The organism is Lichenicoccus sp. (genome assembly GCF_965277665.1).
Classification (GTDB): domain Bacteria; phylum Pseudomonadota; class Alphaproteobacteria; order Acetobacterales; family Acetobacteraceae; genus Lichenicoccus.
Genome location: NZ_OZ255835.1, coordinates 990,466 through 1,006,804 on the forward strand (window position 1 = coordinate 990,466; position 16,339 = coordinate 1,006,804).

Here is a 16,339-nt window from a genome sequence, read left to right on the forward strand (position 1 = left end):
GGACTGGATGGGCGGCGGACGCGCGGCGCGGCTTGGCGGTGTGGTGTTCTGCGCAACGCTGCCCGCCATGCGCGTTGACGCGCGGACCGCCGAGGCCACCGGGGTATCCGCTCCGCCGGCCGCCGAACAGATCGAGGTGACCGGTGCGAGGATCAATCCTGTGCCGACAACCGCTTCCGAATTCGCCCCGAGCCAGCCCAGTATCGAAGAGACGGAGCCGCAAAGCACCGTCAATGCGGAGACCCTGAAGAAGATCCTGGTGCCGAGTGCCGACTACGACGACGTGGTGGCGCTGACGCCGAGTGCGATGAACATCAACCCGGTCGGCCCCGGGCTGCAGCATGATTTCGGCCAGAGCATACGCGGCCTGCAATATACCGAGTTCAGTGTCCTGTTCGACGGCGTTCCGATCCCCGGTTTCCCCTTCAACCTCGCGCCGCAGCCCGGAGGCTATTTCTTCTCGCGTGATTTCGGCAGCGTGACGGTCAATCGGGGCCCCGGTCCGGCTTCCGCGATCGGTGCCGCGACCTTCGGCGGATCGGTCGATGGGGTCTGGGGAGCAGTGGAACGGAAAACCTATGTAAGGACCGGCTCCTCGCTTTCGGAGCTGTCTGAGGCTGGATCGCGTAGGGGCCGGAGTTCGTCACGGGCGATGGTGTCCGGCAGGATAAAGGCGTAGCGGCCAAGCATGTTGATGTGCTCGAAGCCGAGTGGGGATAGGCGGGCAACGTCCTCATCCCGGACCTGATGGCCGTCGGCGCGAAGCTTAGCCGAGGCCGCGTCCATGTACAGCTTGTTCCAGAGCACGATGACGTTGACCACGAGGCCGAGCGCACCGAGTCGGTCCTCCTGGCCTTCCCGGTAGCGCTGTCGTAATTCGCCCCGCTTGCCGTGAAACACGGCGCGGGCGAGCTGGTGGCGTCCCTCGCCGCGATTGAGCTGAACCAGAATGCGGCGGCGATAGCTTTCGTTATCGATGTAAGCAAGCAGGCAGAGGCTTTTCACCACGCGACCCCACTCTTCCAGGGCGCGGGCCAACTTGGTTGGCCGGTCATTGGTTTGCAGGGTCCGGATCAGGCCACCGCCTGCACCAGGCCGAGCTTGAGCGAGCCGGCCAACCGCAACAGATCGTTCCAGTTGTCGACGACAAGCGGCATCTTCACCCTGTGCCTCGCCAGCCCGTTGAGCACGCCGTAGTCCGCTTTGGAATCCACTCGCCAGAAGCGGGCGCCGCCGATGTCGGCCAACCTCGGGCTGAACTGGAAGCCGAGCAGGTGGAAGATGCCAAACATGACGTCGGTGTAGGCACCGGTATCGGTCATCACCTCCGTGGGCTGAAGTGCGGTTTCCTGTTCCAGCAGCACGCTGAGCGGGACCAGGCTGTCACGCAACGTGCCGGGCACGACGATGCCGCCCAGGCCGGTGAACTGATCCCAGATCAGGTTGTAGTAGGTGACGCCACGCTCCTGGCCGAAGTAGCGCGGGTTTGGACCCGAGTGGATCGTGCGGACTGGGACGACGAAGCGAAGGCCATCGGCCGATGCCACGTCGCCGCCGCCCCAGGCGCGGGCGAGAGGGATAGTGGCCTGCGCCGCGACCAGTGCCGCGTTGGCACGGGTGAGGGTCTCGGCACGGAGATAGTTCTGCCTGACCCAACTCAGGCGGGAGCGGCGGAGCGCCGGGGTGTCCAACTGGATCAGTGGCTCCAACCCGGTATTGCAGGCTTCCGCCAGCAGCACGGCGCAGATGCTGGTAGGCCGATCGCCAGCGCGGGCGCTGCGTTCGCTTGCGTGCGTGAACTCCGACGCGAACCCGGTCCGGGCATGCATCTCCAGCAGCAGCTCAGGCAGGCCCACCCGGGGCATGCGCGCGGCGACTGCCGCCCGAAGCGCGATCAGGCTGGACGGCTCTTCCAGCTTATCGAGCGCGGAGAGCGACAGCGTCGCCGTGCCATCGATGGCCGTCTCGATCCGCACGCTCGCATTTTCCGGCAGCCGGGCGGCTGTATCGCGATAGGCAGCGTCGAGGCGAGCGGCCATGCGTGCAACCTCCTCGGGGCCGGACGCCGATACGCCGAGGGACCGGCACACGGCTGGACGGGCCGCGTCCCAGGCCGCGCCATCCAGCAAACCGAGCCGCGGATCGGCATAGCGCAGGCTTGGCGTCGCGAAGAGATCGCGCCGGCGCAGGGCCGCACGCATGCGGTCCACCAGGCACAGCGTCCAGGCTTTCAGGTCCACGACACCATCGACCACGACGCGTGTCTGCCAGCCAGTCGGGACGAACTCGACAGGCAGCTTGCTCCCGCTGCTATCGATTTTGCCCAGGTGCTGCACAGCTGCCAGAAGCGGCCTAGCGGCCGGCGTGGCGCCAAGATGGGCCGCGCGTACCAAATCAGGCAGGAAGCGGCGGACCCGGCGATGTTGGGCCAGCAGTTCATCGAAATAGGGATCGTCAGGCGGTCGGGCGAGCGCATCCACCCGGGCCATGGCCGACTCGATCACATCGCGCGCCACGCTGGCGAACACTGCCTCGCGCGGATCGCCATCACCGTGTTCCAGCAACAGACACCACCCCTGTCGCAACGTCAGGGCAGCGGCATCGAGATCGCGCAGACCCCTCATCCGGGCCTCGCGGCCGACATTCTGGGCATCGACAAAGATGCGGGTGACCACGATGTCGAACAGGTCCAGCACGTCGTCCTGCGCCGTCGCCTCCAACGTCCTGATGAAGGCGGTCAAGGTGGCTAGGCGGCGGTCCTGCGGCAGGCGGGCGACCGCGGACGCTTTCGCTGCCGTGGCGAACCGCGCCATTGCCAGCACCCGCGTGCGGGGGAGCCGGTCAGTGTGGGGCAGGCCCCCGGCGAGCAGCCGCACTTCATCGAGGCGCGTCACGGCACGCGACAGCTCAGCCGTGCTCTGAAGCACCGGGGCGTCGTGCAAGCGATCGAGAGGACTCTGCCGTGCACCTTCGGGCGGCACGAGCAGGGCTTCCAAACGTTCCTGCTGATTGAACGTCATGCCTGTCAGCATCTGGCGCCAGAGCCGCTGTGCGGCGCGGGCGCGCACGCGGGCGATGTTGCGCTCCAGCGTGGTCACGCCCGGCAGCAGCACCTTCTGCGCGAACAGCCAGGCTGTGGCGCGGTCGAACAAGGCACTGGGGCGGTCGGACCCTGTCCAGCACAGGGCGTAAAGCCAGCGGTTGAGCCGGAATTGCACGAATGGTTCGGAGAAGGGACGGTATCCGTAACGGTCGCGGATTTCGATCGGGTGCCGTTCCCGCCAACGTGAAGCTGCATACTCCGCCAGGAGACCGCCTACTTGGATGCCAAGTTGGACGGCCACGAAGGCGACGGCCGATACAGGCACGTCATCGGGCTGCTCCAGGAAGGTCCCCAGGAACCGGACGGTGCCGAGTTGGACCGCAAAGCCCAGCCGCATGTGGGCGCCGCGGCGTCCGGCCACGAAGGCGCGGTCCGCGTCATCAAGATGGAAGTATCGCGCCAGTTGCTCGGCATCAGGTTCGCCAGCATAGCGGCCGTAACGCCGTTCCTGTTCCTCGTTCAGGAAGGAGACGGGCACTCCAGCTCCTTGCCGATCGCCACCGTGCCGGGACCCGACCAGCCAGCGCGGGCAAGGGTTTCGATCAGCGTCGTGCGCTTGGCGCCGAACGTCCGGCAGACCGCGGCGTTGGTCGCGCCTCCGTTGAGTGCCGCGATGATCGCGTCCAGCTTCTCGGCATTGATCTCAGGTGGACGGCCACCCAGGCGACCGCGCCGCTTGGCAGCGGCCAGTCCGGCGCGCACCCGCTCCTGGGTCAGCGCACGCTCGTATTGGGCAAGTGCGCCGAAGATGGAGAAGAGCAGTTCGCCATGCGGCGTCGTGGTGTCCATCTGCTCGGTCAGGCTGCGGAACGCGACGCCGCGCTCGCGCAGGCCGGTGACGATACTCAGCAGGTGCGGCAGCGACCGGCCGAGCCGATCCAGCTTCCAGACGACCAGGCAATCGCCAGACCGGGCAAACGCGAGGGCACGGGCCAGGCCGATCCGGTCGGCTCGCGCGCCGCTTGCCTTGTCCTCGTAAAGATGTCGGTCATCCACGCCCGCCGCGAGCAAGGCGTCGCGCTGCAAGGCGGTGCTCTGGCGGTCGCCGTCTGATGAGACGCGCATGTAGCCCACCAGCATATGCGGGAAACCTCCTATCCAGGATTCCCGCACACTGCGCCAATCCGACACCGTTTGTCGCACACCAAAGCAGAGATTTGGTTGGGGTCCTGAGCAGTCCCATGCCCAGGTGACGCCAAACACATGTTTCCCGCTACCGGAGCAGAACGGCGGCGTAGAGGGGGATGGCTGGTTACGCCCCATAGTTCGCCTTCGCGACGCGATACCGACCTCCTCAAACCTGCCGCTCGTTCAAGAAGCGTGTGCATCAGGGCGGTGACGCCAGCTATCCAGCTTCCTCGCCACGCAGTCGTGGTGCGACCTCGCGCACCAGCTTGGCGACAAGCGTTACTGCTGGATCCATGTCGGTGCGATGATGCCGGACGAGGTGCAGCGAAACCGGCGCAAGGGTGAGGGGCACGGGACGGGAAGTCAGCCGAGCGGCGGCGTTGCTTTCCATGACGCCTATCGGAAATGCGGCCAGCAGGTCCGTGTCGCACAGCAACTCGAGCGCGTGCAGAAAGGTGGGTGCAACAACGGCGACGCGCCTATGTCGCCCGATCCGGGCCAGCGCCTCATCGACCGAGCCTTGCCGATCCCCGCGGCCGGAAACGACGATGTGGGGAAAGGCTAACCAGCAATCGAGGTCGAACGTCTCAATCGCTGCCGCCGGGTGGTCGCGTTGCATTACGATGGCGTAGGGGTATGTGCCCAGAAGTTCGGTCCGCAACGATCCGTGTGAGGCGGACGCGACGGTAATAACGAGGTCCACCTCGCCGCGTTCAAGTCGCCGGACTTCATCACCGGCGTGCCAAGGGTGGAAGATCAGGTCGATACCTGGTGCTCGCTTCGCCAACGCCGCAGTCAACGCGGTGCCGAGCGCGGCGGCTGGAACGTCGGATGCGACGAGCCGGACCGCCCCACGAAGGGTGGCCAAATCCGGAGGACCGGTCGTGACGATCCTGGCCAGATCGGCGAGCGCGGTCCGCAGAGGCTCGCGTATCGCCTCGGCGCGCGATGTTCGGCGAAGCCCGTTCGGCGGCGCTCGTACCAGCAGCGGATCGCTGAACAGCGCCCGCGCGCGAGCGAGCGCGTTTGAGGTAGCCGGCTGGGATAGTCCGAGGCGCTCGGCAGCCCGGCCCACATGCGCTTCGTCCAGCAGCGCATCCACGGTCACAAGCAGGTTAAGGTCGATCCCGCGCAGCTTCATCGCGTGAATGAGATAGCATAACAAACATCACTTTGACCAATGTATTGCTACCCGCCATCTAGGAGCGTTCAAGGAGGCCTCGCACTTGACCACCGTCCTGCTGCTCGCCCACCCCGATTTCGTTGCCTCCCGTGCGAACCGCGCGCTGCTCGCCGGGCTGAGAGACCTGCCCAAACTCGAAGTGGCCGAACTCTATGCGCTCTATCCCGATGGCAAGATCGACGCCGCAGTCGAGCGTGAGCGGCTGCTGCGCGCCGACAGACTGGTGCTGCAATTCCCGCTGCAGTGGTACTCGACTCCGCCACTGCTCAAATATTGGCAGGATGCGGTGCTGACACCGCTATTCTACATGGAGCCGGACATCGCCGCAGCCACGGCTGGTCTGCCGATCCTCGCGGCGACGACGACGGGCGGCCCGTCGGCAAGCTACCAGCCGAGTGGAATGACGATCGACGAGCTGTTCGCGCCACTCAAGGCCACTGCGCGCAAATGTAGCTGGCTATGGCAAGCGCCGCTTGCCGTGCACGACGTCCGCAATCTTGATGACGCGGCCCTGTCTCGGGCGGGCGAGGATTACAAGTCCGTCGTGCTTTCAGCACCGATGCTACAGCGTTGAGCCGACGAGGCGATGACAGCTATGATACAGCCATTTGAAATCAGCGTTGATCCGGATGTGCTCGATGATCTTCGCCAACGATTGAGAGCGTTCCGTAGTCCTCCCTTCCTTGAGGATCGGGGCTGGGACGATGGAGTGAACCTGCGATACCTGGCCGAGCTGGTCGATTACTGGCTCCATCAGTTTGACTAGCGGGTGCAGGAAGCGGCGCTCAACCGGTATGCACATTCCATCGCCGAAGTTTGTGGCACGAAACTTCACTTCGTTCACGAGCGAGGTCTCGGACCGGCGCCGCTTCCGCTGGTTCTCGTTCACGGATGGCCGGACGGGTTCCAGCGCTTCGACAAGCTCATCCCGCTGTTGACCGATCCGGGCGCGCATGGTGGCAATGCCGTCGACGCGTTCGACGTCGTCGTCCCGAGCCTGCCCGGCTGCGGGTTCTCCCCCCCGGGGTTCGGATGGCTCGTCTTTGAACGAGTTCGGCGCGGTGCTCCACAGCCTGATGAGTGACGTGCTGGGGTATGGCCGCTACGGCGCACATGGAGGCGACGTCGGCGCGATGGTGTGCGACCAGCTCTGCCGAGATCATGAAACCGCATCGGCGGGCGTTCATTTCACCAACGTGCCCGCGACAAGGGGCGTCCCGGGCTTTGAAGGTCTTACCGCCGCCGAGGAGGACTATCTGACTCGAAGGCAGGAGTTTCTGAAGCTGGGGGGCGGCTATATACACATCCAGGGCACGAAACCCTGGACGCCCGCCGTCGCCCTCAACGACTCCCCCGCCGGGCTGGCGGCCTGGATAGTCGAGAAGATCCAGGCATGGAGCGATTGTGGCGGCCATATCGAACGACGCTTCACCAAGGACGAGATCCTCACGAACGTGATGCTCTACTGGATCACCCAGTCGATCGGTATCTCGTTCCTGGGCTATCGCGACCTCGCCAAGCCACGGCACGGCTTGCCGCTTAACGCCACCGATGAAAACCGGTCACGAGGTGCGGTCGTGGGCTTCGCCATGTTCCCCAAGGATATCGCCAACGCACCACGGGGGTGGGCGGAACGCTTCTACGACGTTCGGCACTGGTCGGAGATGCCCTCCGGCGGTCACTTCGCGGCATGGGAGGAACCCGGTCTGCTGGCGGAGGACATTCGCACGTTCTTCAGACCGCTCCGCTGAGGTCGACGATCTCAGGCCGACGAGAGCCGAGAGCAAGCGCCAGGAACACTAAGTAATGATGGAGGAGACGCCATGAAGTTGACCGACCAAACGCTCGTCGTCATGGGCGGAACGTCCGGCATCGGTCTCGCGACGGCCCATGCCGCCGTTGAGGCCGGTGCGCATGTGATCGTCGCGGGACGACGCAAGGACAAGCTCGCGCTGGCGGTCGCCGGGCTCGGCGACACAGGGCGTGGAGAGTCGATCGACGCCTCCGATCGCGATGCGCTCGATGCCTTCTTCGCGCGCACGGATCATATCGACCACCTGGTGATCGCCGCATCTGGTGGCGTGGGTGCGGGTCCTTTCGCCACGCTCGCCCGAGACGACCTGATACGTGGGTTCGACGCCAAGTTCTGGGTCCAGTGGCAATGCGCACAGGCGGCGCTGCCGTACTTGCGCGAACAAGGTTCGATCACCTTTGTCATCGCCAACTCGGCGCGTATGGCCAATCCAGGCACCTCGGGGTTGGCCGCGATCAACGGGTCGCTCGCCGCGATGGTCCTGCCGCTCGCGCACGAGCTTGGCCCCATTCGGGTCAACGCGGTCTCTCCAGGCGTGATCGACACGCCCTGGTGGGACAAGCACCCCGAGGCGCTGAAGCACCGCATCTTCGGGCAGATCATCGCTTCCGTGCCTGTGCGGCGGATCGGGCGCGCGGAGGAGGTGGCCGACGCAATCGTTTTCCTCGCCGGCAACGGTTACGTCACGGGCGTGATCCTCGACGTCGACGGCGGAATGCGAGGTGCTTCGCCTGGATGAAATCGAGGCGCCGGCCATGCGATTCAGACACAAGCGTCGATGTTAGCGAAGAGCTGATTTGTAGGGCAGACAGTGTATTCGGCACGCCGTTCGGCAACGACCTCGTAACGCGGATGGCTTGGCAACAGCAGCTAACGTAATCGCGGCTCCTGAACCCGCCCGGATGCTAACCGCCAATCTCGGCCATAGGAGTTACGTCGGCTCTTACATAGGTTTTCCGTTCCCTTGCTCCCTGGACCCCTCGATCTGCGGTCCCCGGACCTGTCCGCCTCCCCGGGGCTCGAGACCTACGGCACGTTCGGCAGCTTCGGCACCAAGCTGTTCGGCGCCGAGGGCTCGTCGGGATCGCTGGCCGACCTTGGCGGCGCGAAAATCCTGCTCGATCTCACGCGCGAGTAAAGCGGCGGCGCGCAATCGGGCTCCGCCACCGAGCGCCGCAACCTGTTCGGGAAATACGAGCAGCCGATCGGGGCCACCACGACGGTGACCGCCGTCGTCAACCTCGACAACGACCTCACCAAGACCCCGTTCGGTGCCACGCTCGCCAACATGGACCGCTACGGCCGCAACTACAGCCTGAACTCGGATCCGACCTCGCAGTCCTTCAACGGCTACGACCGCGACAACTACACCACCGACTTCGAATATATCGAGGTGAATTCGGACCTCGGCGGAGGCTGGAGCCTGGACAACCAAGCCTACACGACGGCGTACTACCAGCGCCATTTCCTGTCCGACGATCCCGGCGGGACCGCGCCAAACCTGTCCGGCACGATCTATATCGACGGGACCGCCGCCAACGTCACCAACGACGTGCCGGGCACGGCGACCCAGCTCGACTACCGCAACTGGGGCGACGTGTTCCGGCTGACCAAGACCACCGCGGACGGCGACCTCAATCTCGGCTTCTGGGTCGAAAGGGAAGGCTTCACCACCAACGAGGTGCTGGTCGACTTCACCCGCAACCTGCAGCCATACTCGCTCATGTCGAGACCCGCTCAATTCATCGCAAAGTATTTTGCCTCCCTCACCACGGCGCAGCCGTATGCCGAATATGTCTGGAAACCGGCCAGCAACGTGACGATCACCGGCGGTGTCAAATACAGCTCGGTCACGCGCTACCTGAACGGCCCGGTCACCCTGACCGGCGCACCGGCCGATGACCATGCGACCTACAACAAGCCGCTGCCGTCATTCGATGCCAACTGGCACGTACAGCCGGACTGGTCGCTGTTCGCGCAGGCGGCGGAGGGCTTCCTGACGCCGCAGCTAAACCTGTTCTCGACCACCGCACCCGCTTCGGTGCAGCCCTCCTCCACCTGGAGCTACCAGGTCGGTACGGTGTTCCAGCGACGCTGGCTCAAGCTCGGCGTCGATGCCTACGACGTGGAGTTCCACAACTATATCTCGAGCAACAGCGTCGGCGGCATCACGACCTACTTCAACCAGGGCGGCGCCGCCTTCAAGGGCGTCGAGGTCGAAGGCACCATCACCCTCGGCCACGGCTTCGCCGCCTATGCGAACGGCTCACTGAACGACAGCAACTATGGCAACAACGACAACAACCTGGCGCAGACGCCGCGCCGCACGGCAACATTGGCGTTGCTGTACGACAAGGGCAATGTCGTGCGGGACAGGGACGAAGTGTTCGGCAACATCGTGCTGAAATCGCTCGGCCCGCAATACGGGCTGGACACGGCCTTCGCCGGACAGGCCGACCAGTTTCCGATCAAGTCGTACAACGAGGTCGATCTCAATGCCGGCTACCTGCTGCCGCTGTTCGGCAGCCGCATCCGCACCAACGTCAACGTCACCAACCTGTTCGACCACCGGTCCTTGACCGGCTATGACGGGCAGACCCTCGAAGGGCAGGCGCTCTACTGGGTGCAGGCCGGCCGCGGCATCTTCTTCTCGGTGGCAGCCTATCTTTAACAAGTAAAGGCAAGGGCTCCGCCCTTGACCCGCCGGGGCCTGAGGCCCCAGACCCCCGGTTAAAAGGCTTCCCTGGCCCGAGACGCCCGACTTATGGGTCTTGATCTGACGGTCGCCTCCGGTCGCGTGGCTGCCCTGCGTGACTGTCCCCCCGGTTGGCAGCTTGAGGTCGATAATGATGCTGCGTGGCACGCCACGATACACGCTCATGCTACTGTAGGGGCGGCTGCACTCGACGCACACACGCTCTAACAAATGGTCGTGCTCGCGCCTGCTCCAGCCACGGTCACAAGCACACCCGTTGGCAAGGTCTCGGTGATTGGAACGATAACCATCATGCGGAGCGGAAATTTGATAGAACTACCGCTGCGAGGCTTACGTCCGACGCTCTACTCCGGCGGTAGCGGGGATTGCTGAATTCACCGGTGAAGTCGCGAACCGCACAGTTAGGAAATACGTCTGCCGGATCGCCGCGAAGATCAGCTTCCTGACTGCGGGAGATGGCGAATTGGGCGGCAAGCCGGTAGCTGGGTTCAGCCGGGACCGGAGAAGCCGATCGCAAGCCGGCGACGCAGGATGCGGGCCGCGATCACCGAGGCCAGCAGATAGGCAGCCGCCAGCACCGGCATCGCGAGGTCGCCGCCGGGCCAGGCGAGACCGGCGCCTTCGCCGATCCAGAAGGTGCCGAAACCGCACAGCAGGGCACCCGCGATCTGCTTGAGGGTGTTCTCGGGAACGCGGGTGATCGGGCGGTGCAGCGCCACCCCGAGCAGCGCCACGAGCACCAGGGCCAGCGCCGCGCCGGCACCCGCCGGGAGCCAGAGCCCCGCCCGCCCGGACCCGACCGCCACCACGATGAACACCACCTCCAGCCCTTCCACCACCGTCGCCTGAAACGTCGTGGCGAACGCCGCGCCATCCCAGCGCCCGGAGCGTATCGGAGCAGACGCGGCATGCTGGCGCTGACGCTGGAACGCGGCGGCCTCGTCGCGCAGCGGGATGATCCCGGCCGCGCGCCGCGTCGCCTTGCGCAGCCAGCGCGCGCCGAACAGCAGCAGCAGCGTACCGAGCACCACGCGCAGCGGCGCCAGCGGCACCTGGCGCAGCGCCGGCCACAGCAGAGCCACCAGCAGCACCAGGACGCCGATCGCGGTCGCGGCACCGGCGAGGGCGGCGCGCCAGCCGCGGGTGGAACCGACCGCCAGCACCACGGTCAGCGCCTCGATGCACTCGACTAGCGAGGCCGCACCGGATGCCAGCAGCGCCGAGATCGCGTGCGGGCTCATCGGGCGGTGCCGACCACGTGGCGGACGAAGCCGGCGCAGACCGCGACGAACGTCGCAAGCCCGACCCAGGCGGCGATGCCGGCATAGCCCGGGCCGGTCAGCGACAGCATGTCCTCGCGGCCGCTGGCGCCGATCACCGCGGCGAGTGCGACCCCCATCAGGCTCTCGCCGGCGATGAAGCCCGACGCCAGCATCACGCCGCGCCGGCGATGCGCGTCGAGCATGCTGTCGGTGCCGGCCGCTGCATCGCCCCGCCGCAGCCGGCCGGTCAGCCAGGACAGCAGGGCGCCGATCACCAGCGTCACCGTCACCGTCGGCGGCAGGTAGAGCCCGAGGCCCACCGCCAGCACCGGCAGGCCGGGGCCGCGCCGCTTCAGCACGGCGTCACCGATCACCAGCAGCACGCCGAGGCCGATGCCGATCAGGATCATGCTCCAGTCAAGCTGGTGCAGGAAGATGCCGCGCGCGATCGTCGCCATCAGGGTCGCCTGCGGGGCGGCGAGTGCCAGCGCCGGGTCCATGCCGGGACGCGGCATCGCGCCGGTGAAGCCGTACGCGGCGTAGAGCAGGTTGAGCACCGGCGGGATCACCGCGGCGCCCACGACAACGCCCACCATCAGCACGAGCTGCTGCCGCCAGGGGGTGGCGCCGACGAGCTGGCCGGTCTTGAGGTCCTGCAGGTTGTCGTTGGAGATGGTGGCGGCGGCCAGGATCGCCGACGTCACGAACAGCACCGAGGCGATGGCCAGGCCGCGATGGTGGGCGGCGAACTCCGCCGGCAACGCGCCGATCGCGTCCAGCCCCAGCAGCAGCAGCGACACCAGCACCACGGCGAGGATGGCGATGCCCGAGATCGGGCTCGACGAGGAGCCGACGATGCCGGCCATGTAGCCGCAGGCCGCCGCCACCAGGAAGCCGAACAGCAGGCAGACCAGCGTGCAGGCCACACCGAGCCCGAGGGCGGCGCCGAGATGCGGCGAACCCGCCAGGAAGAAGCTGCAGAAGCAGGCCAGCAGGCAGAGCAGCATCAGCACGCCGAGCCCGATGATCACCGGCGGTGCGAGGTCCCGGTCTGTGCGTTCGTCTTCGGTGCGCTCGCCGCTGCCGCCGCTGCGGCTGGAGAGGGCCGCGCGCAGCCCGCTGGCGACCGGGCCGATCAGGCCGAGCAGGGTCCAGATCGCGGCCACCGCAATCGTGCCGGCGCCGATGAATCGCACCTTGTGCGACCAGATCGCGGTCGCGAACGCGGCAGCACCCACGCCGGCCGGATGCGGCGTGACCGCGGTGAGCACGGGCACCGCGATGCCCCAGCCGATGACCGCCCCGAGCAGGATCGCGAGACCCCCGCCGATGCCGACCAGGTAGCCGGCGCCGACCAGGGCGAGCGAGAGGCCGGTGGAGAGCCGGAACAGGGCCGGCCCTGCGGCGAGCGTCACGCTGACGCTGTCGGCGAGCAATCCGAGGCCGCCGCTGGCGAGGCTGAAGGCCGCCGCGATCACGCCGCCGGCGAGCAGTTCGCGCAACCCGCTGCCGGCGCCGGCCACGTTGTTCCCGGCTGCACTCGCGACCTCGCCCGCACGCAGGATCTCGGCCGCCGCGGTGCCTTCCGGGTACGGCAGGGCGCTGCCGGTGACCAGGGCACGGCGCAGCGGAATGGTGAACAGCACGCCGAGGATGCCGCCGGCGGCGCAGATCGCCATCACCTGGACATACGGGAAGCCGTGCCAGTGCCCGACCATCAGCAGCCCGGGCAGCACGAAGATCACCGAACTCAGGGTGCCGGCCGCCGACGCCTGCGTCTGCACCATGTTGTTCTCCAGGATGCCGCCGCCGCCGGCCGCGCGCAGCACCGCCATCGAGATCACCGCCGCCGGGATCGAGGAGGCGAAGGTGAGGCCGACCTTGAGGCCGAGATAGACGTTCGACGCCGTGAACACGACGGTGATCAGCGCGCCGAGCACCAGCCCGCGGAGCGTGAGCTCCCGGACCGCCCGGTCACGAACAGAAGCGGCCTCGCTCACCGGTCAGGCAACCAGCGTGCTGCCGCGCCCCTGACGCAGCCAAATCCGCGCCGCATCCTCGTCGAACAGCTCGGACAATTTCTGCATCATGGTGCCCCCGAGCTCCTCGGCATCGGTGATGGTGACCGCGCGGCGGTAGTAGCGGGTGACGTCGTGGCCGATGCCGATCGCGATCAGCTCGACCGCCTGCCGGCTCTCGATGTCCAGGATCACCTCGCGCAGGTGCCGCTCCAGGTACGATCCCGAATTCACCGACAGCGTGCTGTCATCGACCGGCGCGCCGTCGCTGATCACCATCAGGATGCGCCGGCTCTCCCGCCTGCCGAGCAGCCGCCTGTAGGCCCACAGCAGCGCCTCGCCGTCGATGTTCTCCTTGAGCAGCCCCTCGCGCAGCATCAGCCCGAGATTGCGGCGCGCGCGCCGCCACGGCATGTCGGCGGACTTGTAGATGATGTGGCGCAAATCGTTCAGCCGGCCGGGCTCGCGCGGCTTGCCCTCGGCGACCCAGCGCTCGCGGCTCTGGCCACCCTTCCAGGCGCGCGTTGTGAAGCCGAGCACTTCGACCTTGACCGCACAGCGCTCGAGCGTGCGCGCCAGGATGTCGCCGCACATTGCCGCGACCGTGATCGGACGGCCGCGCATCGAGCCCGAATTGTCGATCAGCAGCGTTACCACGGTGTCGCGGAAATCCGTGTCGCGCTCCTGCTTGTACGAGAGCGACAGCGTCGGGTTCACCACCACGCGGGCGAGCCGCCCGGCATCGAGGATGCCCTCCTCGAGATCGAACTCCCAGGCCCGCATCTGCTGCGCCATCAGCCGGCGCTGCAGCCGGTTGGCAAGCTTCGAGACCACGCCGGACAGGTTGAGCAGCTGCTGGTCGAGCTGCTGGCGCAGGCGGGCGAGTTCCTCGGCATCGCAAAGATCCTCGGCCGCGACCTCCTCGTCGAACTGCCGGATGAACGCCTTGTAGGAGGGACCCGCCTCGATCTCGCGCTGCTCGCGCGACGGAAGCGGTCCGCCGGGCCGGTCCTCGCCCTCCGCCGAGCCGTCCTGCTCCTCGCCGGGCTCCTCGTCCTCCTCGGCCGCACCCGAGCGGGCGAATTCCGGCGTCGGCTGGGGCTGCATGTCGCTGCCGTCGTCGCCGGCCCCGTCCTCGGGCGTCGGCGGCTTCTCGCCGCCCTGCTCCTCGCTGTCCGCGTCGGATTGCGCGGTGTCGTCCTGCTCCTCCGCCTCGGCCTCGATCTCCGCCTCGGCGAGGTCGTAGGCGGCGAGCAGCCGGCGTGCGGCGCGGGTGAAGGCGCCCTGGTCGTCCTGCGCGCGGGCCATCTCGTCGAGCGCCGCATCGGCGCTGCCGCCCATCGCGTCGCGCCATTGCGCCAGCACCGCGTGCGCCGAGCGCGGCGACGGTGTGCCCGACATGCGCTCGCGGGCCAGCAGGCCGAGGGCGGCCGCCACCGGCAACTGCTCCTTGCGGGTCATGCGGTCATAGCCGCCCTGCTCGCATTCCTGCGCCAGCCGCTCGTGCAGGTTGGCGGCGACGCCCGACATGTGGCGCGCGCCGACCACCTCGATGCGCGCCTGCTCGAGCGCGTCATAGACCTCGCGTGCCTCGCGCGGGGCAGGCGTGCGGGCGGCATGCACCCGGCTGTCATGGTGGCGCAGGCGCAGGCCGGCCGCGTCCGCGGCACCGCGCAGCCGGGCGACGTCAGGTGCGGGCAGGCTGCGTGTCGGCGCAGGCAGGCGCACTCGGTTGCCGACGACGGTGCCGGGGCCGGCCTGAAAGGTGACCTGCACGTCCGGCTTGCCGCCGATCGCGCGCAACGCGCCCGCGGTGGCCCGCTTGAACGTCTCCGCGCGGCCGTTCGGGTCGTTGCGGCCGCTCATCTAGCAACCAAGCGCAAGGGCTCCGCCCTCGACCCGCTGGGGCCTGAGGCCCCAGACCCCCATTCTTAAATTAAAGGATTTCAGAGGCTTGCCTTTGATGGGGTCCAGGGGCAAAGCCCCTGGCCTGGTTTCGTTTGCGCAGCCTGCTAGCGGGCGCGCGCCTGGCTGCGCTCCTGCACGCTGGCAGGCGACGGCAGCGATGTCGTCAGCTCCTCGTTGAAGCAGCGCTGGTAGTATTCCGCCACCGTCGGCCGTTCCGCCTCGTCGCACTTGTTGAGGAAGGTGAGCCGGAACGCGAAGCCGAGATCGTCGAAGATCTGCGTGTTCTCCGCCCAGGTGATGACGGTACGCGGCGACATCACCGTCGAGATGTCGCCGTTGATGAACCCGGCGCGTGTGAGGTCGGCCAGCGCCACCATGCTCTCGACGCGCCGCTTGATCGCGCCGTTGCGTGCGTCCCAGCCCATCTTGGACAGCACGATTGCGGTCTCCTGCGCGTGCGGCAGGTAGTTCAGCGTGGTGACGATGTTCCAGCGGTCCATCTGGCCCTGGTTGATCTGCTGGGTGCCGTGATACAGGCCGGTCGTATCACCAAGACCGACCGTGTTGGCGGTGGCGAACAGCCGGAACGCCGGATGCGGCCGTATCACCCGGTTCTGGTCGAGCAGCGTCAGCCTGCCCTCGACCTCCAGCACGCGCTGGATCACGAACATCACGTCCGGGCGCCCGGCATCATACTCGTCGAACACCAGCGCACAGGCATGCTGCAGCGCCCAGGGCAGCAGTCCCTCGCGGAACTCGGTGACCTGCTTGCCATCCTTGAGCACGATGGCGTCCTTGCCGACCAGGTCGATGCGGCTGATATGGCTGTCCAGGTTGATGCGTATGCACGGCCAGTTCAGCCGCGCCGCCACCTGCTCGATATGGCTGGATTTGCCGGTGCCGTGATAGCCCTGGATCATGACGCGGCGGTTGAAGGCGAAGCCCGCCAGGATCGCCAGCGTGGTCTCGCGATCGAAGCGGTAGGCCGTATCGATCTCCGGCACATGCTCGGTGCGCGTCGAGAAGGCCGCAACATCGATGTCGCTGTCGATGCCGAAGGTCTCGCGGGCCTGCAGCCGGATGTCCGGCAGGCCGAGCGAGGAGGTCGAGGCCAGGCCGGGCTCGCCCGGTCCTGGGGCCCCCAGTCCTGGCGCCCCCAGTCCTGGCGCCCCCATTCCTCCGGCTCTCGCCTCGTTGCCGGTTCCTGA

The 16,339-nt window shown here is 67.1% G+C and carries 13 protein-coding genes and 1 pseudogene; 7 read left to right on the forward strand and 7 right to left on the reverse strand.

What is annotated here, in order from left to right; translation table 11 throughout:
• The first annotated feature begins 7 nt into the window (after nucleotides 1-7).
• Nucleotides 8-679, forward strand: a complete 672-nt coding sequence (locus ACQY4O_RS04400; protein WP_428375005.1) for a TonB-dependent receptor plug domain-containing protein — start codon at nucleotides 8-10, stop codon at nucleotides 677-679.
• On the opposite strand, the pseudogene ACQY4O_RS04405 reads toward ACQY4O_RS04400, so the two are convergent.
• The 3 genes and pseudogenes from ACQY4O_RS04405 to ACQY4O_RS04415 form a co-directional block, all read right to left on the reverse strand.
• Nucleotides 577-3,581: pseudogene (locus ACQY4O_RS04405) on the reverse strand (Tn3 family transposase). The gene ACQY4O_RS04400 and the pseudogene ACQY4O_RS04405 overlap by 103 nt on opposite strands.
• Nucleotides 3,563-4,183 (reverse strand): recombinase family protein, encoded by a 621-nt coding sequence (locus ACQY4O_RS04410; RefSeq protein ID WP_428375006.1) that lies wholly within the window; start codon nucleotides 4,181-4,183, stop codon nucleotides 3,563-3,565. The pseudogene ACQY4O_RS04405 and the gene ACQY4O_RS04410 overlap by 19 nt, the downstream one beginning before the upstream one ends.
• A gap of 265 nt (nucleotides 4,184-4,448) precedes the next feature.
• A complete protein-coding gene (locus ACQY4O_RS04415; RefSeq protein ID WP_428375007.1) occupies nucleotides 4,449-5,372 on the reverse strand; it encodes a LysR substrate-binding domain-containing protein in 924 nt (307 codons plus the stop codon).
• Nucleotides 5,373-5,457: 85 nt separating this feature from the next.
• On the opposite strand from ACQY4O_RS04415, the gene ACQY4O_RS04420 reads away from it, so the two are divergent.
• The 6 genes from ACQY4O_RS04420 to ACQY4O_RS04445 all read left to right on the forward strand — a co-directional run bounded on the left by ACQY4O_RS04420 (nucleotide 5,458) and on the right by ACQY4O_RS04445 (nucleotide 9,898).
• Nucleotides 5,458-5,988, forward strand: a complete 531-nt coding sequence (locus tag ACQY4O_RS04420; protein ID WP_428375008.1) for an NAD(P)H-dependent oxidoreductase — start codon at nucleotides 5,458-5,460, stop codon at nucleotides 5,986-5,988.
• Nucleotides 5,989-6,183: 195 nt separating this feature from the next.
• Nucleotides 6,184-6,498 (forward strand): alpha/beta fold hydrolase, encoded by a 315-nt coding sequence (locus ACQY4O_RS04425; RefSeq protein ID WP_428375009.1) that lies wholly within the window; start codon nucleotides 6,184-6,186, stop codon nucleotides 6,496-6,498.
• Entirely contained in the window at nucleotides 6,458-7,165 is a 708-nt protein-coding gene (locus tag ACQY4O_RS04430) for a hypothetical protein (RefSeq protein WP_428375010.1), read from the forward strand. Before ACQY4O_RS04425 ends, ACQY4O_RS04430 begins: the two co-directional genes overlap by 41 nt.
• Before the next feature lie 72 nt (nucleotides 7,166-7,237).
• Entirely contained in the window at nucleotides 7,238-7,966 is a 729-nt protein-coding gene (locus ACQY4O_RS04435) for an SDR family oxidoreductase (RefSeq protein WP_428375011.1), read from the forward strand.
• A gap of 225 nt (nucleotides 7,967-8,191) precedes the next feature.
• Nucleotides 8,192-8,365, forward strand: a complete 174-nt coding sequence (locus ACQY4O_RS04440; protein WP_428375012.1) for a hypothetical protein — start codon at nucleotides 8,192-8,194, stop codon at nucleotides 8,363-8,365.
• Between the two features lie 84 nt (nucleotides 8,366-8,449).
• Entirely contained in the window at nucleotides 8,450-9,898 is a 1,449-nt protein-coding gene (locus ACQY4O_RS04445; RefSeq protein ID WP_428375013.1) for a TonB-dependent receptor domain-containing protein, read from the forward strand.
• A gap of 533 nt (nucleotides 9,899-10,431) precedes the next feature.
• Here the strand turns inward: ACQY4O_RS04445 and ACQY4O_RS04450 are convergent.
• The 4 genes from ACQY4O_RS04450 to cobS form a co-directional block, all read right to left on the reverse strand.
• Nucleotides 10,432-11,184 carry a COG4280 domain-containing protein gene (locus ACQY4O_RS04450; RefSeq protein ID WP_428375014.1) on the reverse strand — a complete coding sequence of 251 codons (753 nt, stop codon included), beginning with the start codon at nucleotides 11,182-11,184 and terminating at the stop codon, nucleotides 10,432-10,434.
• On the reverse strand, nucleotides 11,181-13,205 hold the full coding sequence (locus ACQY4O_RS04455) for an OPT family oligopeptide transporter (RefSeq protein WP_428375015.1): 2,025 nt from the start codon (nucleotides 13,203-13,205) through the stop codon (nucleotides 11,181-11,183). The genes ACQY4O_RS04450 and ACQY4O_RS04455 overlap by 4 nt, the downstream gene beginning before the upstream one ends.
• A gap of 3 nt (nucleotides 13,206-13,208) precedes the next feature.
• Nucleotides 13,209-15,089 carry a cobaltochelatase subunit CobT gene (cobT, locus tag ACQY4O_RS04460; RefSeq protein WP_428375016.1) on the reverse strand — a complete coding sequence of 627 codons (1,881 nt, stop codon included), beginning with the start codon at nucleotides 15,087-15,089 and terminating at the stop codon, nucleotides 13,209-13,211.
• Nucleotides 15,090-15,235: 146 nt separating this feature from the next.
• Complete coding sequence (gene cobS / locus ACQY4O_RS04465; RefSeq protein ID WP_428378104.1) at nucleotides 15,236-16,306, reverse strand: cobaltochelatase subunit CobS; 1,071 nt, start codon at nucleotides 16,304-16,306, stop codon at nucleotides 15,236-15,238.
• Nucleotides 16,307-16,339: the final 33 nt, after the last annotated feature.